This window comes from Nostoc sphaeroides (genome assembly GCF_003443655.1).
GTDB lineage: Bacteria > Cyanobacteriota > Cyanobacteriia > Cyanobacteriales > Nostocaceae > Nostoc > Nostoc sphaeroides.
In genome coordinates, this window is record NZ_CP031941.1 from 1427786 (window position 1) to 1451848 (window position 24063).

Consider the following 24063-nt stretch of genomic DNA (forward strand, 5'->3'; position numbering starts at 1 on the left):
TTCAGTCGGGGATTTATACCAATTCACGAAAATCCTGATACATATAGATTTCTCGTAGGGGCAAGGCGCAATGCCCATTGGTGTCAACTTAAGGTGAAAGCCAGTCTATAATCAGCTTTTAGAGATTATCTCGTTCCCAGTCTCCGACTGGGAATGCCGTCCTAGAGGCTCCGCCTCAAGACTTGCGGCAGCAGCCCAATGATGTGCATTTCCAGCAAGAGGCTGGAAACGAGGTTTTAAAAGAGTTTTTGCTTAAGTTGACACCAGTGGGCATTGCCATGCCCCTACCAGGGTATTTGTATCATTATTAAAGTGAAATGGTATTAGCAGAGCCTCCCTTTTTTCAGTGAGTTAGGGATTTTCCACTTTGGGTGCGTAAATCCCAAGAGAAAATTTTTTCTCAAAGTACTTTACAAAACGCAATAAATTCTTTAAGATGTGTAACAGGTAGTCAAACCTACCTAATTCATTCACAAATAATCGCATTTATAAAACAATGACAACAACCTTACAACGTCGCGAAAGCGCCAACGTATGGGATCGGTTTTGCGAGTGGATCACCAGCACCAACAACCGGATTTACATCGGTTGGTTCGGCGTAGTAATGATCCCCACCCTCTTAGCCGCTACCGCTTGCTTCGTAATCGCCTTCATCGCCGCACCTCCAGTAGACATCGATGGCATCCGTGAACCTGTTGCAGGTTCCTTAATTTACGGAAATAACATCATCTCCGGTGCAGTAGTACCTTCCTCCAACGCAATCGGCTTGCACTTCTACCCAATTTGGGAAGCAGCATCCCTTGATGAGTGGTTGTACAACGGTGGCCCTTACCAATTGGTAATATTCCACTTCCTGATTGGCGTATTCTGCTACTTAGGTCGTGAATGGGAACTATCCTACCGCTTAGGTATGCGTCCTTGGATTGCGATCGCATATTCTGCTCCAGTAGCAGCAGCAAGTGCAGTATTCCTCGTATACCCCATCGGACAAGGATCATTCTCTGATGGTATGCCCTTGGGAATAAGCGGAACCTTCAACTTCATGATCGTGTTCCAAGCAGAACACAACATCTTGATGCACCCCTTCCACCAATTAGGTGTAGCAGGTGTATTCGGCGGAAGCTTGTTCTCTGCGATGCACGGTTCATTGGTTACATCTTCTTTGGTTCGTGAAACCACTGAAACCGAATCTCAAAACTACGGTTACAAATTCGGTCAAGAAGAGGAAACCTACAACATAGTTGCAGCCCACGGCTACTTCGGTCGTCTAATCTTCCAATACGCTTCATTCAACAACAGCCGTTCACTGCACTTCTTCTTAGCAGCATGGCCTGTAATCGGCATCTGGTTCACCGCCTTGGGTGTAAGCACAATGGCGTTCAACTTGAACGGTTTCAACTTCAACCAATCAATCATTGATTCAAGCGGTCGCGTCATCAGCACTTGGGCTGATGTAATCAACCGGGCTAACCTGGGTATGGAAGTAATGCACGAGCGCAATGCTCATAACTTCCCCTTAGATTTGGCTGCTGGTGATGTTGCTCCTGTAGCTCTTACCGCTCCTGCTATCAACGGTTAATTCTAAGCTCTAACTAAATCAAAAAGCGCTCTCCCAAAAGGGAGGGCGCTTTTTAGTATCAATGATAAGGCAATACGCTTGGGTTAAGGCTAAAACTCTTTATCAAAGTCAAATTTTTTAACGTAGACGCTTCTCTACAAGACGCTACGCGAACGGCTGGCTTCCCGCAGGGTACCGCAGAGGGAACAGAGAGAACAAAAAAATGCTTAACCCAAGCGTATTAAATGATAAGGGACTTCCAAGAAATAAATTATCCAATCTTGTGGGGTGGGCGACACGAGCGCCCACCCCACAATAAATAGTTGGATATTTTTTTATTTGTCAGCCCCTAACAGCGCTTAATTCTGGCAGGGCATTCTTAGTTGAGTATGCGGTAGTTTAAAAACAACTGACTTCCAACCTGACGAGTTTCGACGAGTTGGAGATGAGGAGCAGCTTGGGGAAGAAAACCCTCTCCCTCCACTGGGGTAGGGGCATCCTTTCCTCCATAAATGACTGGCCAAATTGTCAACCACCAATCGTCAATTCGCCCTGCCTTTACTAGAGCAGCTGTTAAAGAGCCGCCTCCCAAAACAACGACTTTGTGAATACCCCGCTCTGCCATCAAGCTGTAGGCCCGATCCCAGTCTATATCTGTCTCTCCCAAATCGATTAATTCAGCCAGCTTTTGCAAGCTTGTCACATCAGAATTGCGCTCTAAACCAGTCCGTGTTGTAAATATCCATCGCTCAATGTCCTGGCTTAAAAAATGCAAGTCCAGCGATAGGTCAAGGGAACCTGAGACAACGCAGGTAATGGGCTGGGGAGACTGACCCCGAACTTCGCGTGCTGCCAACAGTTCGGGATTGCTAATTGTAAAGGTTCCCCCCTCAGCCCGAATCGTCCCTGCTCCTACCAGGATTAAATCGGCAAGGGAGCCTTGATACTCTAGGTGTGCTTGATCAACTGGATCGGAATCACGAGGCGCTTTAGGATCTACGGCGCTAATTTTTCCATCGGCCGTCATCGCAAGAACCACAGTTGTTTGAATAGCTGACATGATTACATTCTGACGGTTCTTTATAATTTTACCTTTTTGAATTCTTTGCCATAAATAGTTGTTGCATTGTGCTTTAATTTACTTTCTAAGCTATACCTCAAGGTGGTAAAAGAATTTTTGTTGAATAATTGTCTCTACACAAGAGTCAATTTTTTTAAACCTAAGCGACTATCATGCCCAAACGGATATCTGCAATCGTATTTGTCTTAATTTTAATTTTAGGGTTTGCATCTCCAACTCAAGCTGCAACTCCCCGTTCAACTTGGGTCGAGAATGAAATTTATCAATACAATCATCCCTTTGCTTCTCAATTGCCTCAAGAACTGGCAACAAAAATGCAAAAGATGACAGCTAGCCCTTTCGCCTTTTATCGAGGAACAGCTCACATTTTTTATCGTGATATACAGACCTTGCCAAGTTCAGGATTTGTGAATTCTTCAACCTCAGCTATCTGGTTAGAGGGAGATATGCATCTGCAAAATCTTGGAGGGATGAGAGATAGCAACGACAACAACGTTTTTGACACCACCGATTTTGATGAAGCCTATCTTGGCCCCTACATTTGGGATTTGCGACGGATGGCAGTGTCCATTCTGTTGGCAGCTAGAGAGAACAATCTTAACTCAAGTGACGCTCAAGATATTGTCCGTAATTTTTTGGATGCTTATTTGAACAAGATGAGTGACTTTAAGGGAACCAACGACGAACTTTCATACCGTTTGGAATCTGGCAATACGAATGGTGTGGTCAAAGATTTGAATGAACTACCTCTAGCTAGCTTCGCTTGAGCTAGAGGTTTCTGCATCCTCTAGCTTGTTTTTAGCAAAGTTGCTTTGAGATTTCTGACGCTTCTTCGCCCCTAGTTGCCTCATACTTCCAGCTTGCTTTCGCGCCTTGGTGGATGAAGTAGAGCTAGACGACTCTGCGTCTGCGAGGACAGTTCCTGACCCCGGCAGATTCCCTTTACTCCAATAAAGCATAACCTGGGCAGCAGCAATATCTCTATCCTGACGATAACTACAAACACCGCACTCATGTACTCGGATATCGAGTGTTTTCTTGTGCTGGTGTCCACATTTAGGGCAGGTTTGAGAAGGCTTTACAAGGCGGGTTGGAACCTCGATAAATACACCACCAATTTGTTCTACTTTATATTTGATGGCGTTGCGTAGCATTCCAAATCCAACATCAAGGATAGACTTATTTAGTCCAGCCTTTTGTTTATGCGAAGAGCCTTTTTTAGGTTTACTAGTCATGTTTTTGACAACTAGAGTTTCAGTTGCCACCATGCTATTACTGCGTGTTATTTGTGTGGCAACTTGGTGTACCCAATTTTGGCGTTGGTTAGCAACTTTGCGGTTAAGTTTACTAACCTTTAATTGAGCTTTTTTAAACCGTCTAGAAGCTTTTATTTTTTTCTTTCTATTCGGCGCACGTTTACGTCTTTTATCCTTAGATGCTTTTTTGATTAGATGTTCTGCATTCCTCAAAAACTTGGGAGCATCAATTTGTTGGTGATTTTCACCATCAGTAATTGATAAAGCAGATTTACATCCAAAGTCAATACCAATAGCACCACAGGGTAGAATCTCTGGTTTGAGAGCTTGGTCTAATACATTGACAGTAATTGAGGCGTACCATTTACCATTACGATAAAGAATGGTGCAAGTAGTTGGTTTGCCCCAATATTTAGCCTGTCCACGCATTTGAATACGCCCAATCTTAGACAGACCCAAATACCCATTCTCTCCGTCTGACTCTAGCTTAAAACCTGCACAATCTGGATAAGTCCATCCCGAATAATGCCGAATTGATTTAAATCTAGGTCGTTTACCCAATCCCTTAAACCAACGTTCAAAGGCGTAATCAACACGTTTTAAAGTTGCTTGTAGTGCATGACTTGGAAGCTCTTTATATTCTAACCAAACTTCTTTAAACGCAGGTAAACAGTTTTGCTGCTCAAAATAATCAACTTTGTGATTATAGATTTTGTACTGGTTAAATCTGTTGTTTACTGCGGCATTGTACAAGTCCTTGTGGAGCTTTCGGTGATACCGCAATGTTAATTCAGTTTTTTCATTTGGGTATAAACGAAAGGTCATTCGTCTTGTTGCCACAGTATGTTTTTGTTTCCCTTCGACTACGCTCAGGGTAAACCTCCGAAATCTGGTATATTAGTCAGAATACATCAGACACGGTTACTTGTCAAATGCTTCCTCGCAAAGGGTCACATGCTGTTTTCTCTATTCACTTGCACTTTGTTTTTATTACCAAATATCGCAAACAGGTAATTACTGCACCAATCCTTGAAAGGATGCATGAGATTTTTGCAAATATTTGCATTAAAACTAATTGTATTTTGATAGAATTCTCAGGTGAACAAGACCACGTTCATTTGTTGGTAGACTACCATCCAGATAACAATATTTCTGATTTCACTTCTAGTTTAAAGTCTGCTAGTAGTAGGGTTATTCGCAAAGAATTTAAAGAACATATTGACAAGTTTTACTGGAAACCCCTGTTTTGGTCTAGCTCTTATTATGTTGCGTCAAGTGGAGGCGCACCAATCGACAAATTAAAACAATACATTAAAGATCAAGATGCGCCAATCGAATAAATATGGATTGGTTATTTCCACTTCGTTCCAATAACCCGCTCTGATCCCTACCCTACTAAGAGTTGAGGGTAGGGACTGCCGCGATGCGTTCAAAAGGCATCAGACAAGAACCGTTCTAGGTTGCTAAGTAAGTACACGCAGTTAAATAACACTAACAATCGAGTATTCCAGACTACCTCAGAACTTCAGCCTGTATCCAGCAGCACCTATTCAGACATTGCTGGGGCTATGAGCAGTTACATTGCCTCAATTCCTAGCATTAAACGCTACAACAATAGTTATTATGCTCTTAAAGACATTCGGCTAAAATTAGGTTCAGGCACTGGTAGTCTTGGTAAGTACCGATATTACTTGCTGATTGAGGGGCCAAGTTCAGTAACCGACGACGATCGCATTTTGCAGATGAAGCAGGAAGGCAGTAGCGCAGTTGCGATCGCAGTTCCAGGTTTGCTACCAACTTCAGTTTACGGCAATCAAGAAGGGGCCAGAGTGGCAATCGCTACTAAAGCAATGCTCTCTAATACTGATCCTTTGGTTGGCTACACTACGGTTAATAGCATCCCCTTTATGGTACATGAAAAATCACCCTACCAAGTGGACTTTGACTATACATTGCTAACTACTAAGTCAAAATTCATGGATGCGATGGGATATGCGGGGAAGGTGGTTGCCAAGAACCATGCAATCTCTGATAAAGACTATGATGCTGCGATTATTCCCGTAAGCGTTGATAAAGAAGTGACTGATATTGTCAGTGGTAACAAGGCTGTATTCAAAGACGAAATTGTTAACTTTGCGGTAGACTATGCAACTCAAGTTGAGTATGACTACACGAGTTTTGTAAATGCTTATAACCAAGGGGTGATACTCTACTAGTAGCGCAAGGCAAAAGTCACTCATTCAAAAGACTTTAATTTTGAAGGGGTTGAGAAACGAACCGCATTCGCAAAGCGTCTCGCAGAGAAGACGCATACCCCTCCGGGGAAGCAAGCTACGCGCAGCGTCTCGTCAGAGAAGAACGCAAAGGAAGAAAAACTAAGAATGAGTTTAGTCATGATATTTAATGAGACAGACCACTAGAACACCGATTCAGTATTTAGAGATTGTCTGCTATTCAAACCTTGAGGAGCGAATTTATAATGTTTCGTCTACTAACAGCTTTGGCGCAGCGACTCCTGCGGAGTCTCGCTTTGGTAATATTGCTAACTTTGATTAATAGTTTAATACTTCCTGCCGCCACTTGGGCTGCCTCTTCTGGTTTGGGAGTTGATAATGGTCATCTTAGTTCTTGTCCAGCTTCAGACAACTGTGTTGTTAGTCAAGATGGTGATCCCAAACATGCCATTGACCCAATTGCTTATCATATAGATCGCGATGCAGCACGAAAAACCTTACTCAAAGCTCTCACCGTTGTTCCACGCACAGAAGTTATAGAACAGACAGATAATTACATCCACGCTCTTTCTAAAAGCCGCATCTTCAAATTTATTGATGATGTAGAGTTTTATTTCCCTCCTAATGAGTCAGTAATTCATGTGCGATCGGCCGCTCGCGTGGGAGAGTCGGATCTTGGTGTTAATCGCAGGCGTTTGGAGCAAATTCGTCTGGCTCTGCGCGATCTAAATATTTGATTTTGGCTTGAGTAGCAAGATGTTTAAAACCCACATCTTTCGTAAGGGCATGAAAAACCTAACCCCCTAATACCAATTCTGTATGAAGATGCACAGAATATTAAACGAACCGCCAAGTACGCCAAGGACGCCAAGAATAGAGAGTTACTCATTTAGTGCAGCTTCACATTAAATTGGTATAACCCTCAACTCGTCGCTCTAAGGGGGAAAATTCAAAGTCTCTCTCCTTAAAGGAAGAGAGAAATAGAAGTGAGGTTTTCCAGATAACCTGAATTGTCAGGTAGATTAACCGCTTCACCTCACCAACTGCGCGGCGGAATTAAAAAATTGACGACACAACCCCTTTGTGACTAAAACTGTTGTCAACAAGTTAGCAAAAGCCACCATGAACATAATCAAAATTTCGTAGGATACAGCATCCAGAGGTTTCACACCAGCTAACAACTGTCCGGTGGTAATTCCTGGTATTGCCACCATACCGATGAGGATCATTTGATTGAGAGTCGGAATCAATCCGGCTCTGATGGCGTCTTTGCGATACTGGCTAACTGCTTGCTCGGGTGTTGCGCCTAAGCTCAAATGGGTTTCTATTTCGAGATGGCTGGAATTGATGGTGCTGACAAGACGATCGCCTGCGATCGCAGCTGCATTGGTAGCATTACCTAAAACTATCCCTGCTAAGGGAATTATATACTGTGGTTCATACCATCTTTCTGGTTGAATAATCAAGAAGTTGGTGTAAAGCACTGTCAGGGCGGTACTAATTAAAATTGCACCCCACACTAAAGGCAACACATAAGGAATTTTTTGGCTGATCCGATTTCGTGCGACAATCGCCGTAATTGTCAGCATTATTGTTAATATCGCCAAAACTGCCCAAGCATTGTCCAAAGCCAAGATGAAATCTAAAATGTATCCCAATACAAGTAGTTGTAAGATGGTTCTCCCAGTAGCAAGGGCTAAATTTAACTCTAGTCCTAATTTTTCCCAGGCAGATAAACCAATGGCGATCGCCATCAATCCCACAGCAATAGCTAAATCCACGAAATCCAGCTTGATCAACTCCTGCATGGTTTCTCTATCTCCTGGTATTTTCTTCTCAAAGCAGCCCACACAAGAGGAACTTTGATCCGATGTGTTGGATCTTGGTTGATATATATCACCTTCATCAATTCAAAATTCAAAAATGGTACAACCTTAACGTGGCAAACACCTAGTATGCTTATTATCTGTAAATTAAATGTGCGGTAGTTTCTAGCGCCACAGTTTAAGTAAAAACCCTAATAGATGCGTATCTTGGGCGATAGTCTTTTAGTAGCTCCTTTTTGATTAACAATTCAATCAGCAAAAATTGACTCTCGAAGTGCATCCTTTGTATCTCCCAATAAAATAAGAACTCATGATCCAAAGTGTAAATCCTATCCCTGCCTTTGATATCAAGCAGCAATACACCACCATCGAAGCAGAAGTAAGTGCAGCTGTCTTAGAGGTTCTGGCTTCTGGCCGCTATATTGGCGGCCCCTTAGTCGAAGGCTTTGAACAACAGTTTGCTGCTTATAATACTGTTACTCAATGTGTGGCTTGTAATTCTGGCACTGATGCGCTCTACTTAGCGTTACGAGTCTTGGAAATTGGTGCAGGCGATGAAGTGATTACAACGCCTTTTACCTTTATTGCTACATCTGAAGTAATTAGCGCCGTGGGTGCAAAGCCTGTTTTCGTTGATATTGACGCTACTACGTTTAATTTGGATGTGGAGCAAGTAGCGGCGGCGATTACGTCCAAAACTAAAGCGATTATCCCAGTTCACCTATTTGGACAACCTGTGGATATGGCATTATTGATGGCGATCGCTCAGTCTCACAATTTGGCAATAATTGAAGATTGCGCTCAGTCTACAGGGGCAATGTGGGCTAATCAAAAAGTAGGAAGCATTGGACATATTGGTTGCTTTAGTTTCTACCCTACCAAAAATCTTGGTGGTTGCGGCGATGGCGGGGCAATAACGACTAATGACCCTGCGATCGCTACTAAACTGCGAATACTACGAGATCATGGCAGTAAAGTTAGATATTTACATGAAGAAATCGGTGTAAATAGCCGCTTGGATGCTCTCCAAGCAGCTATTTTGCAAATTAAGCTACGTTATTTAGATATTTGGAACAATCGCCGACGAGATATCGCCAACTATTACTACCAGTATCTGTCTCAAGTTCCGGGGATTGTGCCGCCCCAAGAGTTACCTGAGGGTATTGGGGTATGGAATCAATACACTATTCGCATCTCCGGCGAAGGGCGCAATGGTTCTAGCGCCAAATATCGAGATTGGGTGCGTAGTCAATTGCAAGAACAGGGCGTGAGTTCAATGATTTACTATCCCCACCCTTTACATTTGCAGCCAGTTTATCAAAATCTGGGCTATGAAATTGGGGATTTACCAATAGCAGAGCAAGCTTGCCATGAAGTTATATCCTTGCCTATGTATCCAGAACTGACACAACAACAGCAAGATCAGGTGATTTATGCGCTGAAAGAAGTTATGAGTTAGGAGTTTTAATTTTGGAGTTAGGAGTTAGGAGTTAGGAGTTAGGAGTTTTAATTTTGGAGTTAGGAGTTGGGAGGTAGGAGTTTAAAGTTAGGAGTTTGAAGTTAGGAGTTTAAAGTTTGAAGTTAGGAATGAATAAATCCTTCAACTCATAACTCATCACTCCTAACTCTTAACTCTTAACTCCTAACTCCTAACTCTTAACTCTTAACTCCTAACTCCTAACTCTTAACTCTTAACTCCTAACTCCTAACTCTTAACTCTTAACTCATTATTTGCAGTCGCTAAGGCTTCTACTAAGCCACGCACAGCAGCAATCATTGCTATTTCGCTATTGAGTTGGTTGATGGCGGAACCAACACCAACACCAGCAGCACCAGCCGCGATCGCTAATGGTGCGGTAACGTTAGAAATGCCTGAAGCACACAATACTGGTAGTGACACCACACGGGAAATCTCAAAAGCTGCTGCCAAGGTGGGAGCAGCTTTTTCAATTAATCCTAGTGTTCCAGCGTTAACTGGGTTACTGCTAGTACCGCCTTCGGTTTGGATAATGTCTGCTCCAGCTTTCACCAGTTCTTCTGCTAACTGCACCTGTTGATCTAGTTCCAAAATGTGGGGAACGGTAACAGATAGGGTAATTTCCGGGAAGAGAGCGCGGGTTTGCTGAGTCAGTGCTAGCACTTCTGGAGCCTCAAAGCGGCGTCCTTGAGCATAGAAGGAATCGAAATTCCCGATTTCAATTAAATCAGCACCAGCTGCTACAGCTTGCACAAATTTTTCTGGCTCTACTGCTGAAACACAAACTGGTAAATTTGTCAAACTTTTAGCTAGTTGGACTAAGGCTGCATCGGCGGCAATATCGACAAAAGTAGCACCGCCAAATTCAGCAGCTTTCACGGTAGCAGCGACGCTAGCGGCGTCGAAGTTATTCAAGCCGCTAATCACTTTCAGGACGCGGCGGTTAGTAAATGCACGTTGGAGTGGGGAATGCATCGTCATAGTTTGGCTTTTGAAGCTACGAAAATTAGGTATATTCTACCGTCCCTTAGTTAATCCGGGACTAAATAACTATCGCAGTTGCCAAATCTTGATAGTTTTATCCTTTTTCTTGGATTAGCGATCGCTACAGCGTATTTCAGGTAAATGAGGTACACCCGTAGGGGCATGGCACTGCCATGCCCTTACAATTATCTGTACCTCACCAACTTGCAATCTGCTGTATATTGTAAAATTTTGTTCTTGGAGTTTACTCTGCCAATTCAGCTAGGTATTAAAACAATTCGCAATTCGCAATTCGCAATGGGCAACTCTTGGAGACGCTAAAAGCGAACGCCCCGCTACGCTAACGCAATACGTGAAAGTGAAGGGGATTTAGACCCCGACACAAAACGCGCTGTCTGTCTTACTGGGGACTTAAACCCCCACCACTTGTTAAATGCAGCATAAATTTAGCAGATCCATCTGTGAAAATAATTAAGTTATTGTTTTCAGGAGGAAGATATGACTGAAGAAATAATGGCAAACTTTGACGATAAAGAAATACTTGAACTCTGGGATAATAGAGCTAAAGACTGGGATATTCAAGTTGGCGAAGATGGCGACAGCAATCGAATTCTGAACTCAGATCCAGTCCTATGGAGTTTCGCTGGTAATGTTGCAGGATTGTCTGTCCTCGATGCTGGTTGTGGCACAGGATATTTAGCACGGCAGCTTTGTCTTAAAGGGGCCAGTGTAACTGGTATAGATTTTTCTCCTCAGATGATAGAAATTGCCCAATTCAGAGCTAGCCAAAATAATCTAGATATAGATTTTCATTTGGATTCATGCACTGAACTCAAGTCGCTTCCAGATCAACAATTTGATATGATTATCTCGAATTATGTTCTCATGGATTTGCTTGATCTCGAAGGAGCAATTAGGGCATTCAATCGTGTTCTGAAGTCTAGTGGTATTGCAATCCTTGTGTTCTCACATCCTTGTTTTCCCCAAGGTAACTCGACGACTGTAAATGAAGATGGAACAGTTTTTTATGGTTGGACTTCTTCTTACTTTGAAAGGACACAACATAGCGACCAACCTTGGAACCATTTTACAACACCATTTATCTGGTTTCACCGCCCTCTTTCCGATTACTGGAAAGCTTTCAAGGCAGCAGGTTTTTCTGTGGACGAATTTGAAGAACCAAGAATTACCCCAGAGCGATACCATCTTGCAGAAAACAATCGGAAGCTATTTAATTCCAAAACACGTCCCTATTCGGTAGTTTTTAAACTCGTGAAGGTTAAATAATTCGTAATGACGCTTGAATACTCGCTACCGCTACGCTAACGTAATTAAGTTTTGTATGTAATGGGAATTTAGACCCATATTTTTAAATATGGGTTCCCTTTCCCCGTGTTTTTCATACTATCCTAGTCAAACTCTGGAGGCCACAAATCTGCAATTGGTACTTCCCATCCTGGGAGCAGTTCGGGAACTGTTAAAATATCGCCATCACGAAGTATTATTGCTTCTTGTCCAAGATTGTAAAGTTCAACAATCCGCTCATCTGGATTTAGCAAAATTCCTACTTTAGTTCCCAAACTCAGAAATTCTTGAATCTTGGCTCTCAGATCGTCTAAATTATCGCTAGGGGACTTAACCTCAACAGTCAAATCGGGAGCCAATTGAGCAAAAGACTTGGGACTGCGACGCAAGCGTTCGGCTAAAACAAATGAGGCGTCTGGTGCGCGTAAATCGGAATTAGGCAATCTAAAACCGGCGCTAGAAGCTGCTGTTCGCCCCAGTTTGCGCGGTCTAACCCAGTTACGTAACTGGGCTACCATTTCGGCTGCGACCTCATCTGATTCGTATCCTGATGGACTCATAACAATAATATTACCCTTAACTAGCTCCATGCGAAAGTCAGGATGCTGTTGCTGCATTTTTTCCAAGTCTTCAAGGGTTAGGGACATAAAACCTCTATAGGAGCGATCGCTTTATTTTGCCTAGAATTACTATACCGTAATACTTATAGACCTCTCCAGGAGCGATCGCCCCATGAATTCCCCAGTCATCGCCAAACCTGTCACTCCAAAGACTTCCTATGTTTTGCTGTATAACGTCAGTTGGGATCAACTAGAAAAGCTAGATGTAGACCTAGAAGGTACAGGTGCGCGACTAACTTATTTAGATGGAATTTTAGAAATTATGTCCCCAGTTTCCGATGACCATGAAGATGCTAAAAGTACTACAAGTCGTTTGTTAGAGGCATATCTGAGAGAAAAGAAAATTCGCTTCTACGTTAGAGGAAGTGCTACACTCGGCAAACGCAAAGATGGTACGCGACGAGAACCAGATGAGTCTTATAACTTTGGGGCTAAAAAACCGATTCCAGATTTGATTATTGAAATTACTGTCACCAGTGGCGGCATTAATAAGTTGGAGATATACAAGCGTCTGAAAGTTCCCGAAGTCTGGTTTTGGGAAGATGGGTTACTTTCCGTCTATTGTTTGCGAGATGAGGAATATGAAAAAGCATCTAAAAGTTCTTTTTTCCCAGATTTAGATATAGAATTGCTGGCCCAGTATTCGCGTATGGCTGATCAGTATGATGCAGTTAATGAGTTTAGTCAGGTGATTCGGGAATAGGAATAAACATTAAAATCTAATAGACATCTCCAGAAATTAAATATGCATTATCCACAACCGTTGTAGAGACGCGAAATTTAGCGTCTCTACATTCTTTTTCGGAGATGTCTCAGATCCCCGACTTCGTAAAAGTTTTCGGGGATCTTATTGTTCACGAATGATTTAGGACTGCTATAATAAACTTCTAATTAAAGCATCTGTGATATTTTTAATAGCTGCAACTCGTTGCGTACAAAATTCTGCGGCTTTTAGATTTACTAATTCCCATTCTTCACTAACTAACCTTAACCTACTAATTGCTTCATCACGGATGACAGGATGCAGCCAGTATTGTCCTTTTTTCGCTTCTATTAAAGACAAATCTTGCAGAGCTTTAATCACACCTCTACGTTTTTGTTCTGCTACATCCCAAAGCAAACATAAAACTCCCTCAATAGGTACTGAAGTAAGAATATCTTGATAAGGATACCATCCTAAACGACAGAGGAGGCGATAGGCTTCTAAGTCACGTTCTTGAAGACGAGTAAATTGGCTGGCGACTAAATCTTTTAACTCTCTTTCTCCTAATAAATCTGTACAATTTTCTTGCCAATAGGCGTGAATGTCACCATAAAAATCTGTCAATATTGCTCCTCTCAGAATTTGCATTGCTTTGGCGTTACCTCCATAAGCTCTGCACATTTCACCGAGAATACTACAATCGCAGTTGATGTGGCAACTACTAAAAAACTGTCGCCAAGCTTCATCATCTAAACCTTCGAGTGCATAGAGATTAACCTCTACAGTAGACTCCCGCAAACGCTCACGACTTGTTACTAAAGTAACTGAATGCACATCTATATCAGCTAATACTCTTAATAGCTCAACATAAGAGCGACGATATTCTAGGAACTTGCCATTTTTATCGAGAGCAGTTTCGAGATTATCAATAAACACCCCAATTTTAGAAGTTTGCTCTCGCAGTTTCCGCCGTAGTCGTTCTAAGCTGATACCAAAATCGCGTCCTGGTTCTTCGTTAAAATATCGCCGCAGCCATTCCTCAACCACACTTTCTACAGGAGTGAGGTTTTGGATTTCTGTGGCCATCCACAGTTCCAATACAAAATTAAACTTTTGAGTTTTAAAATACTTACGTGCTAAGGTTGTTTTACCAACACCGCCTTTACCCTGGATGAGAATAACTTTTGCTCCCCGAGTGACAAGGGTGTGGAGTTCGGCTATTTGGCGATCGCGCCCGATAAAGTTAAAATCTAAATCTTGGGGTTTATCGCCATTGCTCGTTGAATTTGCAAGATGGGAAACTTTTTGAGACTGTTTAGTTGTCCAAAATCTCTGAACCACGCTTTGGAAGGTTGATTTTGAGACTTTCTCTCCTAGCACATCTGATAATAGATGCCAAAGTCCTGCACCAACTGCTTTTAAATGCGCTTCTGTATAACTACTGCTATTGGCGATATCTTGGTAAGTCTGTTTTTCATCTTCCCACACCTTACGCAAGATAATCCTTTGAATTTTATCTAGGTGTTGTCCCTTCGTGAAAAAAACCAAGTTATCTACAAACTCTAAGGCCTCTTCTACACCCATTTGTGAACTTGATGTATTCTTTTTACTTGATTATAACCATATTTTTACTACTTGTTCCTACTCTTGATACTAGAAAATACTTTTTCCTACTCTCTAACAGGCTACTCTATCGTACTGCAAAGCATCTTGGGCTGTATTACTCTTGTAGGTAATACAGGCGAAGTTAAGTTAAGCGCCAATAAAAGGTGGTTGAGGGGAGATTTTATCAGTGCGACTACTGCAAGCTTAGTAAATCACAGATGTTACTTGTTACTCTCCTATATTAATAACTCATGAAAGTGGTGTCTACTAAACAGGCAGTGGGTATTAACTAACTAGATTCTGTAGAGTGTATTTACAACTAAGTATGTAAGTCTTTACCCTATGAGGAGGTTGAATGATGTTAGACAAAAATTGTCATCATGATTGCAATCAGAATCAGTGTCCTTTTACCCAAGATGCACAGAATCCCAATAGATATGTCTGCCTTAAATGTGGTGTTGAGCGAGAAATAAATCAGTATTCCTCTGGTTTCGGCTCGTTTTTGCTTTTGTTATTGAGCTTGTTTATCGCATTTCAACTGTTAGTTAACTATGAGAAGCAAAACAATCCACAAAGGCAACAACAGTCTTTAAATAATTCACCCAATCAGGCAATTATTCACTTGTAAAACTAATACTGTTGATTCCCCACAGCCTCCTTTTTTAATGAGGAGTGGGGCAATCAATATAGCGGTTCCCATTCAAATGAGGTACAAAATTATATCGCAAGGTATAGAGGCACGGCAGTGCCGTGCCCCTACGAGTGTACGTCACGCTTGCCGGGAAACGCTATAAGAATATTCACTGCCCAAAATTTAGCTACTTTTGTGAGTAAAATTATGGACACAAATCAGGATACGCTTTTATTTCGCATTGCCTCTAAATCCTTGAAATATTTTTTGTTGGTGCTATTTGGTATTGCGATCGCCTATGTTCTATCCAGTGGTTTAGGTATGTTCCAAATCATACCCATACTCCTGTATCTTTTACAACAGTTTTTGCTTCCACTGGGAATCATCCTGTTGTGTTTAATTACAACAGCAGTAATTATTGAATCCCTGCGTTAAGAATCGAGGGAGTGGGGAGTGGGGAGTGGGGAGTGGGGAGTGGGGAGTTAGGAGTGAAGAGTTAAGAGTTAAGAGTTAGGAGTGAAGAATTGAGATCAAATACATCCAGAATTATCTCACCAAACACGGGTTCATCATTAGCGATCGCAATCCTGAATCTAGATAAAATAATCTACTAGGGATGTCATCTAACTCCTAACTCCTAACTCCTAACTCCTAACTCCTAACTCCTAACTCCTAACTCCTAACTCCTAACTCCTAACTCCTAACTCCTAACTCCTTTGTTCACTTTCCGTAGTAAACCCTGGCATTACCGTATCCTGTATTTCGCAGATATTTATTCCATTCCCCAGCTTGGAATCGATCAGAGAAAGGCCCGACTGCTACATGTGGCCCTCGTGGTTGCGTCCTTTCGAGGACTCCGCCAGATCGTCCTAAACCTTGGCTAAATCGGGCTAAATTCTGCCTAATTTGTTCTGCGATCGCAGGTAACTGTTCTTGAGTGGTGGGAATCACGACATAATATCTAGAGGCTTGTTTGGGAGGATTTATATTATTGCGATCGCCTCCAAAGTTTCCATTACCTACATCTATTTCCTGTCCGTTACCGAAGCTGATAATTCGGGCATTATATATGCCTCGTGACTGTAACTCATTCACCCGTTGTTGGGCGTTAGATACTCTGTTAAAAACACCTGATTGAATAACATTCCGGCCTTGGTACTGGCGAATGTAAGCACTTGGTTCAATCTGACGGATTGCTTGTAACGTCTGGAAATCACTACCATCTACGTAAACTAAGTAGCGCTCAAAGTTCTGGTTATATTGACTAAACTGTGAAGGTTGAGAAGGCTGAAAATTCGGCTCAATTTGATTGTTTTGTAATGGTTGGGAGGGCTGAAAATCCTGCTCAATTTGATTGTTTTGTAATGGTTGGGAGGGCTGAAAATCCTGCTCAACTTGATTGTTTTGTACTGGTTGTAACTGCGGTGATGGCTGTTGGCCAAAGGGAATTGGCGTGGGCGGCAAAATTTCACCTGATTCTTGAGCCAGTAGCATGTTATTGGGAATCAGTAGTAACCATCCTCCCATTAACAAGGGGAGAAATTTTATAGTGCGCTTCCAACCCTCAGAACTTCGGCGCAGTATGTGAAATGGGATAAATTGACTTGGTAATCCTCTCGACATAATAGTTCAGAAAGTAGTCAAAGTATTTTTAGGAAATTTGGCGTCAGCAACTAATTAGTTTAGCGTTGTAGCAACTATATAGCGTTAAGGGACTTCTAAATAAAAAAATATCCAACTATTTATTGTGGGGTGGGCGACACGAGCGCCCAGTAAGCAAAGGCGCTCGTGACGCTCGATGACTCGCTTGCCGCCGGCGCTATCGCCCTTGGCTTCTCCCTTTGGGAGAGGCTAGCGCCAAGGGAGAAGACTCGCGTTCGCTATCGGCGTCGCTCCTTCAGCAACTTTAAAACTGAAGTGCTTTGGTGGCAAGGCGATGAAAGAGTGTGTGCTACAATTGGACAACCACGCAGCTTGTCGTGCAATGTATGAAAAAAGTCGTCGTTGGTCTTTCTGGTGGCGTTGACAGTTCCACCGCCGCAGCTATCCTGCACCATCAGGGCTATGAAGTGATTGGTTTGACTCTTTGGCTAATGAAAGGCAAAGGTCAATGTTGCTCTGAAGGTATGATCGACGCGGCTGATCTCTGTGAACAACTGGGCGTTCCCCATCAGATTGTCGATATTCGGGATCTCTTTCAGACGCATATTGTCGATTACCTGGTAACTGGTTACAGTGCTGGGATCACGCCTTTGCCTTGCTCCCAGTGTAATAAAACGGTGAAGTTTGGGCCAATGGTGCAGTATGCTCGTGAAGAATTGGGATGCGATCGCATCGCCACTGGTCATTATGCCCGAATTAGCCATGACGAAGCAACTGGGCGTTACCAATTATTAAGGGCTGTTGACCGCAACAAAGACCAGTCATACTTTCTCTATGATTTGTCTCAAGATTTACTTGCAGCAACTATATTTCCTCTAGGCGAACTAGAAAAAACTGACACCCGCCGCATTGCGACTGAATACGGACTGAAAACTGCTGACAAGCCAGAAAGTCAAGATTTATGCTTAGTGGAAAGCAATGGTTCCATGCGGGCATTTTTGGATAAATATTTAGCTCCCAAAACAGGCGATATTGTCGATGTTACAGGCAAAGTTTTGGGACAGCATGATGGTGTCCATCACTACACCATTGGCCAGCGCAAAGGCTTGGGAATTGCTGCTGCCGAACCGTTGTATGTGATTGAATTAGATGCGGAAAATAATAAAGTAGTAGTAGGCGATCGCACTAAGGTAACTCAGCCAGAATGCACAGTAAATCGGGTAAATTGGGTTTCTATTGCTGAACCATCCACCCCAATTCATGCCGAAGTGCAAATTCGCTATCGTTCAACGCCTACACCAGCGACAGTGATTCCGTTGGAAAACTCCCGTGTGCGTTTGGTATTTGATGAACCCCAAATCAGCATCACCCCCGGACAAGCGGCGGTATGGTACGACGGCGAAAAAGTGTTAGGTGGCGGAATAATTGAACAGTTTAGTTAAAAATAACTCCTACCCTGTTTTGGCATAAACCAAAGCCACCTTGTAGAGACGGCGATTTATCGCGTCTTCCCTCAACCGAACCGTATTGAATAATCCCCAATGCGTAGGCGTAGCCAACCGTAGGCATTGCCGAAATAACAAATGCGTTCGCCGAAATAACAAATGCGTTCGCCGAAATAACAAATGCGATCGCCGAAATAACAAATGCGTTCGCCGAAGTAACAAATGCGATCGCCGAAATAACAAATGAGTTCGCCGAAATAACAAATGAGTTCGCCGAAATAACAAATGCGATCGCCGAAGTAACAAATGAGTTCGCCGAAGTAACAAATGAGTTCGCCGAAGTAACAAATGAGTTCGCCGAAATAACAAATGCGATCGCCGAAATAACAAATGCGATCGCCGAAATAGCAAATGCGTTCGCCGAAATAACAAATGAGTTCGCCGAAATAGCAAATGCGTAAGCGTAGCCACAATACAGTTCGGATAAGCAGGGGAAGAGTAACGAAAAATCAGGCTTTTTGCTCCCCTCTCCGTGTCGGAGAGGGGTTGGGGGAGAGGTCAGAAAAGTACTTGTCGAACTCACGTTCAATTAAAAATTGAAGTCAAGCAACTGTTGACTTTTTAGCAGTTGACAAGGTATTATATAAATAATGGAAAAGGTGCGCTCAGATATACCAATTTCTCCAAAAATATTCGTTACTAATTTTCGACTCAGCGACGCAGCAGTAGAAAAGCAATTAAACCAACAAGAAAACAAAACGCGAATTTTACCCAACGCTGCTGGATAAATTGGATGAACCTCTCTTTTATTCACCCTGTTGGTGTGGGCGTAGAGTTGATTTCAGCTATGCGACTTTGGGCGTATTCTTGGATTGGTGCATAGTTAATGGTGGTGGCGAGTTCAGCCGCATGAGTTAAGGAATTAATTGCAGCTTCTGAGTCTCCCATGTTTAACTGTGCATTGGCGATAAAATATGCGAGGTTACGACTTTGACTGTAGATATCGCCAATTTGGATGTAGAGATTTTGTGCTTGCTGGAGATATTCTAGTTTTTGCTGGGGATTTTCTTGCAACTTACCGAATTCTTGCAGGATATTCGCTTCCCCCAAGCGAGAACCAGTGTCGCGGTAAAATGACAATGCGGTTTCGTAGCGTTGTAATGCTTCATCACTGCGTTTGAGGAACTGCAAAACATCGCCGATCGCTTTTAATGTATTAGCTTCCCCCAAGCGATCGCCAATGTCGCGGTAAAATGACAATGCGGTTTCGTAGCGTTCTAATGCTTCATCACGTCGGTCAAGGAACTGCAATACATCGCCGATCGCTCTTAATGTATTCGCTTCCCCCAAGCGTGCGCCGATGTCGCGGTAAAATGACAAAGCGGTTTCGTAGCGTTCTAATGCTTCATCACGTCGGTCAAGGAACTGCAAAACATCGCCGATCGCTTTTAATGTATTCGCTTCCCCCAAGCGATCGCCGATGTCGCGGTAAAATGACAATGCGGTTTCGTAGCGTTCTAATGCTTCATCACGTCGGTCAAGGAACTGCAAAACATCGCCGATACTTCTTAATGTATTCGCTTCCCCCAAGCGTGCGCCGATGTCGCGGTAAAATGACAAAGCGGTTTCGTAGCGTTCTAATGCTTCATCACGTCGGTCAAGGAACTGCAAAACATCGCCGATACTTCTTAATGTATTCGCTTCCCCCAAGCGATCGCCGATGTCGCGGTAAAATGACAAAGCGGTTTCGTAGCGTTCTAATGCTTCATCACGTCGGTCAAGGAACTGCAAAACATCGCCGATCGCTCTTAATGTATTCGCTTCCCCCAAGCGAGAACCAGTGTCGCGGTAAAATGACAATGCGGTTTCGTAGCGTTCTAATGCTTCATCACGTCGGTCAAGGAACTGCAAAACATCGCCGATCGCTCTTAATGTATTCGCTTCCCCCAAGCGAGAACCAGTGTCGCGGTAAAATGACAATGCGGTTTCGTAGCGTTCTAATGCTTCATCACTGCGTTTGAGGAACTGCAAAACATCGCCGATGGCTTGTAATGTATTCGCTTCCCCTTGCCTGTCGCCTATCTCCTGGTAAATTAAGAGTGCCTGTTGATAACAATCATTAGCTTTTTTGACCTCATCGTAAAATTCAAAATAGAGATTTCCTAACTTTTCCAAGCTACTAGCTAAATCAGCCTTTAACCCCAACTTTGTTTGCAAAGCAATTGCTTTTTCGTATGCCTTAATTGCCAATTGGCGTTCTTGCTGACTGCGATAGCGCTGTTTATAAGCTTCCGCTAAACTCTCATAAAGCGTTGCTAATAATGGTGCTTCCTTCTCTTGGGCTTCAATTTGCTCAATGAGTCGTAAAATTTCTTCTAAAGGTAAACCGCCTGGTTCCTCTGGTATCGTCTTGGATATGTCTCGTGAAACATTCGCACTTGCTAATTCTAGAGACACAGACTCGCGTTTAAACCAAAACACTCCACCTCGCCAACTCCAAAAATCCGGCGCTTTTTCCACCAAGCGAACTAATATTGGTTCAGTTAACCACAACACAATCGGAAAGTGAAATTGTCGCAGTGCTTCCCTTGTCCATTGTAAGTAGCCAAAAAACCTGTCTTCTTCTGATTTGGGTGCGTCTAGCTTTACCGACAGCAACTCATCTATACCTAATACTGTAATTACCGCAGGTGTACCCTGTTGTAAATCTGGCTCTGCCTCTATCAACTGCGCTACGGCATAGCGTAAACTAGGATCTTGATTGCGTACCCTTATCCGATAGGTAAAAAAGTCCTGCTGTATGAGTTCAGTTTCGTATTGCTGAATGAGTTTTTCGCGTAAATTGCGATCGTCACAAACTGCAATCAGCAAATTTAAAATACCCTGACTCGCTTCAAGGGCTACAATTAACTTCTGATAATTCCGTTGATTTTCTGCTTTTGGATCATCGGTTAACATCATTTAATCAGCTGCTTGCGTTTGAGTATCTCCACCACAATGGGATGCACGTCATACCACAAATCATCATTCTCATACTCCAGCACGTATAATCCATGCAGCAGCGAGAGAAAATCGTCACTTTTCGCATCTTTGGGTGTGAAATTTTCGTATGTCGTTACTAATATGTTAGTCAAATTCTCACCCAATGGACGAGCAAATTCATTCCGCAAATCTTTGACTGCTAATTGCAGAACTTCTTGATTAATTTTGATATCTAAGCGTTCTGGTTCCGAACGAATCAGCAACAAACACTGAGAACAACATTCTCTAGCTATTCTTACCAATTCTCGCACTACACCGCCACTATTAAGGACAATTTGCCTTGCGGTTTCAGGTTCGATTAATTCTGGTGGAATACGCCTTTCAAGAATATCCAGAAACAATTTAAGCAATTGTTCTTTGGGTACTCCGTCGGGTTTGCGGCTGTCTCCGGGATTGAAGAACTTACAGACAGCCATCAACTGAATCCGAGATACAACAGATTGCAGAATGGGGAGTAATTCACTGTTGCGAATTGCCGAAATAGGAATTGTATAGATAATTTGAAACTTCGGGAGAAATAAAGAATTAATATTATTTTTATAAATATCTTCGACTAAACCCAAATCAAGCTTATCCAAGTCATCAATGACGATGAGAACTTGCTTACCAGTAGCAGCTTGAATGATAGAGGCAATTTCATCAGCCTTACGGGCGAGTTCCGAAACCTTCCGTTCGTAAGTCTTTTTAATTTCTTCCCGAAACGTTGCTTCATTTTTGAGCTTGGCAGTGATAATTTTTAAGAAATCACCACCCACTCCAATCTCAGATTTTAAGTCTTTGGTAACTGTCTCTGTCTGAGTAGTAGTGAACCATTCTAAAAGAGATTTTTCAATATCTTTAGAAATTTCTATTTCAGCTTTAGTCGCTTGAGTTAATAAAGTTAAAGTAATCGCATACAAAATATTAATATGGTTAACATCTGACATCTCAATCAAGTCAGAAACCGAAAAGAAAGCAACAAAATATCCTTGCTGGTTCATTTTTTTAGCAAATTTCGCCAGCAGACTAGACTTGCCACAACCGCGATGTCCGGCAAACATAATTTTGCCATTAGGCGGTGCATCTTCAACAGCTTGTTCTAAGCGGGCGATCGTCTCGTTAGCAAAATCAACCCGAAAGGCTTCAACCTGTCTCGCTGTGATGAGTGGGAATAGTTCTAAATCCTGATACGCTTTGCGAAACTTTTCCAGCAGAGTTTTGTCCATGTTTATCTTTTGGCCATGCTCGAATTATCATAGCCAATTATGACATTACTGCTGACACCATAACGCACACAAAGAACGGGCAAAGAAAGTATTTAGAAAGTATTTAATAATTTCTTTGCGTCCACGTAGTTTATCTTAGTTTGTCCCATACCCAATACCCAAACTTTTTTTCTCTACGTACCAGCATTTGGTAAGTTAGTACATAATCTGAAACAATAACATTAAAAGCAGAGAGGGGATTACATTGAGTCACAATCCAGATGCCATAGCCCCGCACGGTGGACAGTTGGTTAACCGTATCGCCACAGCAGAACAAAGAGCAGAGTTTCTCTCAAAAGCTGACTTTTTGCCGCGAGTGCAACTAGACGATCGCGCCGTTTCTGATCTAGAAATGATTGCGATCGGTGCTTTTAGTCCACTGACGGGTTTTATGAACCAGCAAGACTACGATCGCACTGTAACAGAAATGCGATTAGCTAACGGTCTTGTCTGGTCAATTCCAATTACACTATCGGTCAGCGAAGAAGTAGCTTCCCCGTTACAAGAAGGCGGCTTAATCCGTCTGGATAACTCCAGAGGTGAATTTATTGGGGTTTTGCAACTGACGCAAAAATATAACTACGACAAAACCCGCGAAGCCATAAATGTCTACCGCACTGATGATGCTAAACATCCCGGCGTGCAGGTACTCTATAACCAAGGTACTGTACATCTGGCGGGTGATATTTGGTTGTTGCAACGCGAACCTCATCCCCAGTTTCCCACTTACCAAATCGATCCAGCTGCCTCACGGCAACTATTTAGAGATAAAGGTTGGAAAACCATCGTTGGCTTTCAAACTCGCAACCCCATCCACCGCGCCCATGAATATATTCAAAAGTGCGCCTTAGAAATCGTTGATGGTCTATTTTTGCACCCATTAGTCGGGGCGACAAAAGAAGATGATATCGCTGCTGACGTGCGGATGCGTTGCTATGAAATTTTGCTGGAACACTATTACCCCTTAGACCGGGTAACTTTGGCAATCAATCCAGCCGCAATGCGCTATGCTGGGCCTCGTGAAGCCATATTCCATGCTTTAGTCCGCAAAAACTACGGCTGTACTCACTTTATCGTCGGACGGGATCATGCTGGCGTTGGTGACTATTATGGCACTTACGATGCTCAATACATCTTTGATGAATTTGCGCCAAGTGAATTGGGCATTGTGCCGATGAAATTTGAACACGCTTTCTACTGCACGCGCACTAAGCAGATGGCAACATCTAAAACCAGTCCCAGCAAGCCAGAAGAACGTATTCATTTATCGGGAACAAAAGTCAGGGAAATGCTGCGACGCGGTGAATTACCACCACCAGAATTTTCTCGTCCAGAGGTAGCGGCAGAGTTAGCGCGGGCAATGCAGATAGAAGTACCGGCATAATTCGTAATTCGTAATTCGTAATTAAGACTCCACTGATGAATCCGCTTTCCTTGAGTAACTTAAGTT

General features: G+C 42.8%; 24 protein-coding genes. 14 read left to right on the top strand and 10 right to left on the bottom strand.

The window, feature by feature from the left end; all coding sequences use genetic code 11:
• Positions 1-496 precede the first annotated feature (496 nt).
• On the top strand, positions 497-1579 hold the full coding sequence (gene psbA, locus D1367_RS06640; protein ID WP_118164911.1) for a photosystem II q(b) protein: 1083 nt from the start codon (positions 497-499) through the stop codon (positions 1577-1579).
• Positions 1580-1937: 358 nt separating this feature from the next.
• Here psbA and D1367_RS06645 read toward each other — a convergent pair whose 3' ends face one another.
• Positions 1938-2618: a RibD family protein gene (locus tag D1367_RS06645; RefSeq protein ID WP_118164915.1), complete on the bottom strand. Its 681-nt coding sequence runs from the start codon at positions 2616-2618 to the stop codon at positions 1938-1940.
• 173 nt (positions 2619-2791) lie between these two features.
• Between D1367_RS06645 and D1367_RS06650 the strand changes: the two genes are divergently transcribed.
• Complete coding sequence (locus D1367_RS06650; RefSeq protein ID WP_228674613.1) at positions 2792-3406, top strand: DUF2252 family protein; 615 nt, start codon at positions 2792-2794, stop codon at positions 3404-3406.
• Here D1367_RS06650 and D1367_RS06655 read toward each other — a convergent pair.
• Positions 3389-4720 (bottom strand): RNA-guided endonuclease InsQ/TnpB family protein, encoded by a 1332-nt coding sequence (locus tag D1367_RS06655; protein ID WP_118164919.1) that lies wholly within the window; start codon positions 4718-4720, stop codon positions 3389-3391. The two genes, D1367_RS06650 and D1367_RS06655, sit on opposite strands and share 18 nt — an antisense overlap.
• A 107-nt stretch (positions 4721-4827) precedes the next feature.
• On the opposite strand from D1367_RS06655, the gene tnpA reads away from it, so the two are divergent.
• From tnpA to D1367_RS06670, 3 genes are all read left to right on the top strand, one after another.
• Entirely contained in the window at positions 4828-5235 is a 408-nt protein-coding gene (gene tnpA, locus D1367_RS06660) for an IS200/IS605 family transposase (protein ID WP_118164924.1), read from the top strand.
• 120 nt (positions 5236-5355) lie between these two features.
• Positions 5356-6111, top strand: a complete 756-nt coding sequence (locus D1367_RS06665; protein ID WP_244944986.1) for a DUF2252 family protein — start codon at positions 5356-5358, stop codon at positions 6109-6111.
• Between the two features lie 263 nt (positions 6112-6374).
• Positions 6375-6866, top strand: coding sequence for a DUF1499 domain-containing protein (locus tag D1367_RS06670; protein ID WP_118164927.1), 492 nt, complete (start codon positions 6375-6377; stop codon positions 6864-6866).
• A 294-nt stretch (positions 6867-7160) separates the two neighbouring features.
• Here the strand turns inward: D1367_RS06670 and D1367_RS06675 are convergent, their stop codons facing one another.
• Positions 7161-7937 carry an ABC transporter permease gene (locus D1367_RS06675; protein ID WP_118164931.1) on the bottom strand — a complete coding sequence of 259 codons (777 nt, stop codon included), beginning with the start codon at positions 7935-7937 and terminating at the stop codon, positions 7161-7163.
• Between the two features lie 328 nt (positions 7938-8265).
• Here D1367_RS06675 and D1367_RS06680 point away from each other — a divergent pair, with 328 nt between their 5' ends.
• On the top strand, positions 8266-9414 hold the full coding sequence (locus D1367_RS06680; RefSeq protein WP_118164934.1) for a DegT/DnrJ/EryC1/StrS family aminotransferase: 1149 nt from the start codon (positions 8266-8268) through the stop codon (positions 9412-9414).
• A 246-nt stretch (positions 9415-9660) separates the two neighbouring features.
• On the opposite strand, the gene D1367_RS06685 is transcribed toward D1367_RS06680, so the two are convergent.
• Positions 9661-10413 carry a DUF561 domain-containing protein gene (locus tag D1367_RS06685; RefSeq protein WP_118164937.1) on the bottom strand — a complete coding sequence of 251 codons (753 nt, stop codon included), beginning with the start codon at positions 10411-10413 and terminating at the stop codon, positions 9661-9663.
• 501 nt (positions 10414-10914) lie between these two features.
• On the opposite strand from D1367_RS06685, the gene D1367_RS06690 reads away from it, so the two are divergent.
• On the top strand, positions 10915-11703 hold the full coding sequence (locus D1367_RS06690) for a class I SAM-dependent methyltransferase (protein WP_118164941.1): 789 nt from the start codon (positions 10915-10917) through the stop codon (positions 11701-11703).
• 122 nt (positions 11704-11825) lie between these two features.
• Here the strand turns inward: D1367_RS06690 and D1367_RS06695 are convergent, their stop codons facing one another.
• Positions 11826-12368 carry a Uma2 family endonuclease gene (locus tag D1367_RS06695; protein WP_118164944.1) on the bottom strand — a complete coding sequence of 181 codons (543 nt, stop codon included), beginning with the start codon at positions 12366-12368 and terminating at the stop codon, positions 11826-11828.
• 85 nt (positions 12369-12453) lie between these two features.
• On the opposite strand from D1367_RS06695, the gene D1367_RS06700 reads away from it, so the two are divergent.
• Complete coding sequence (locus tag D1367_RS06700) at positions 12454-13044, top strand: Uma2 family endonuclease (RefSeq protein WP_118164947.1); 591 nt, start codon at positions 12454-12456, stop codon at positions 13042-13044.
• Positions 13045-13215: 171 nt separating this feature from the next.
• Here the strand turns inward: D1367_RS06700 and D1367_RS06705 are convergent, their stop codons facing one another.
• Positions 13216-14628, bottom strand: a complete 1413-nt coding sequence (locus D1367_RS06705) for an ATP-binding protein (protein WP_181985087.1) — start codon at positions 14626-14628, stop codon at positions 13216-13218.
• Between the two features lie 376 nt (positions 14629-15004).
• Here D1367_RS06705 and D1367_RS06710 point away from each other — a divergent pair, with 376 nt between their 5' ends.
• On the top strand, positions 15005-15277 hold the full coding sequence (locus D1367_RS06710) for a hypothetical protein (protein ID WP_147337337.1): 273 nt from the start codon (positions 15005-15007) through the stop codon (positions 15275-15277).
• Between the two features lie 210 nt (positions 15278-15487).
• Positions 15488-15715 (top strand): hypothetical protein, encoded by a 228-nt coding sequence (locus D1367_RS06715; protein ID WP_118164953.1) that lies wholly within the window; start codon positions 15488-15490, stop codon positions 15713-15715.
• Positions 15716-16000: 285 nt separating this feature from the next.
• Here the strand turns inward: D1367_RS06715 and D1367_RS06720 are convergent, their stop codons facing one another.
• Positions 16001-16903: a hypothetical protein gene (locus tag D1367_RS06720; protein ID WP_225892328.1), complete on the bottom strand. Its 903-nt coding sequence runs from the start codon at positions 16901-16903 to the stop codon at positions 16001-16003.
• 165 nt (positions 16904-17068) lie between these two features.
• Between D1367_RS06720 and D1367_RS30040 the strand changes: the two genes are divergently transcribed.
• A complete protein-coding gene (locus D1367_RS30040; protein ID WP_147337338.1) occupies positions 17069-17272 on the top strand; it encodes a hypothetical protein in 204 nt (67 codons plus the stop codon).
• The gene (gene mnmA / locus D1367_RS06725) at positions 17269-18324 is read left to right on the top strand and encodes a tRNA 2-thiouridine(34) synthase MnmA (RefSeq protein WP_118164960.1); all 1056 of its coding nucleotides are present in this window, start codon (positions 17269-17271) and stop codon (positions 18322-18324) included. The genes D1367_RS30040 and mnmA overlap by 4 nt, the downstream gene beginning before the upstream one ends.
• 71 nt (positions 18325-18395) lie before the next feature.
• Here mnmA and D1367_RS30540 read toward each other — a convergent pair whose 3' ends face one another.
• Complete coding sequence (locus tag D1367_RS30540) at positions 18396-18800, bottom strand: hypothetical protein (RefSeq protein ID WP_181985088.1); 405 nt, start codon at positions 18798-18800, stop codon at positions 18396-18398.
• A gap of 177 nt (positions 18801-18977) precedes the next feature.
• Between D1367_RS30540 and D1367_RS30545 the strand changes: the two genes are divergently transcribed.
• Entirely contained in the window at positions 18978-19115 is a 138-nt protein-coding gene (locus D1367_RS30545; RefSeq protein ID WP_181985089.1) for a hypothetical protein, read from the top strand.
• 22 nt (positions 19116-19137) lie between these two features.
• Here the strand turns inward: D1367_RS30545 and D1367_RS32085 are convergent, their stop codons facing one another.
• The gene (locus tag D1367_RS32085) at positions 19138-21288 is read right to left on the bottom strand and encodes a tetratricopeptide repeat protein (protein ID WP_147337339.1); all 2151 of its coding nucleotides are present in this window, start codon (positions 21286-21288) and stop codon (positions 19138-19140) included.
• The gene (locus tag D1367_RS06740) at positions 21285-22574 is read right to left on the bottom strand and encodes an AAA family ATPase (protein WP_118164967.1); all 1290 of its coding nucleotides are present in this window, start codon (positions 22572-22574) and stop codon (positions 21285-21287) included. The genes D1367_RS32085 and D1367_RS06740 overlap by 4 nt, the downstream gene beginning before the upstream one ends.
• A 244-nt stretch (positions 22575-22818) precedes the next feature.
• Between D1367_RS06740 and sat the strand changes: the two genes are divergently transcribed.
• The gene (sat, locus tag D1367_RS06745) at positions 22819-23997 is read left to right on the top strand and encodes a sulfate adenylyltransferase (RefSeq protein ID WP_118164970.1); all 1179 of its coding nucleotides are present in this window, start codon (positions 22819-22821) and stop codon (positions 23995-23997) included.
• Positions 23998-24063 lie beyond the last annotated feature (66 nt).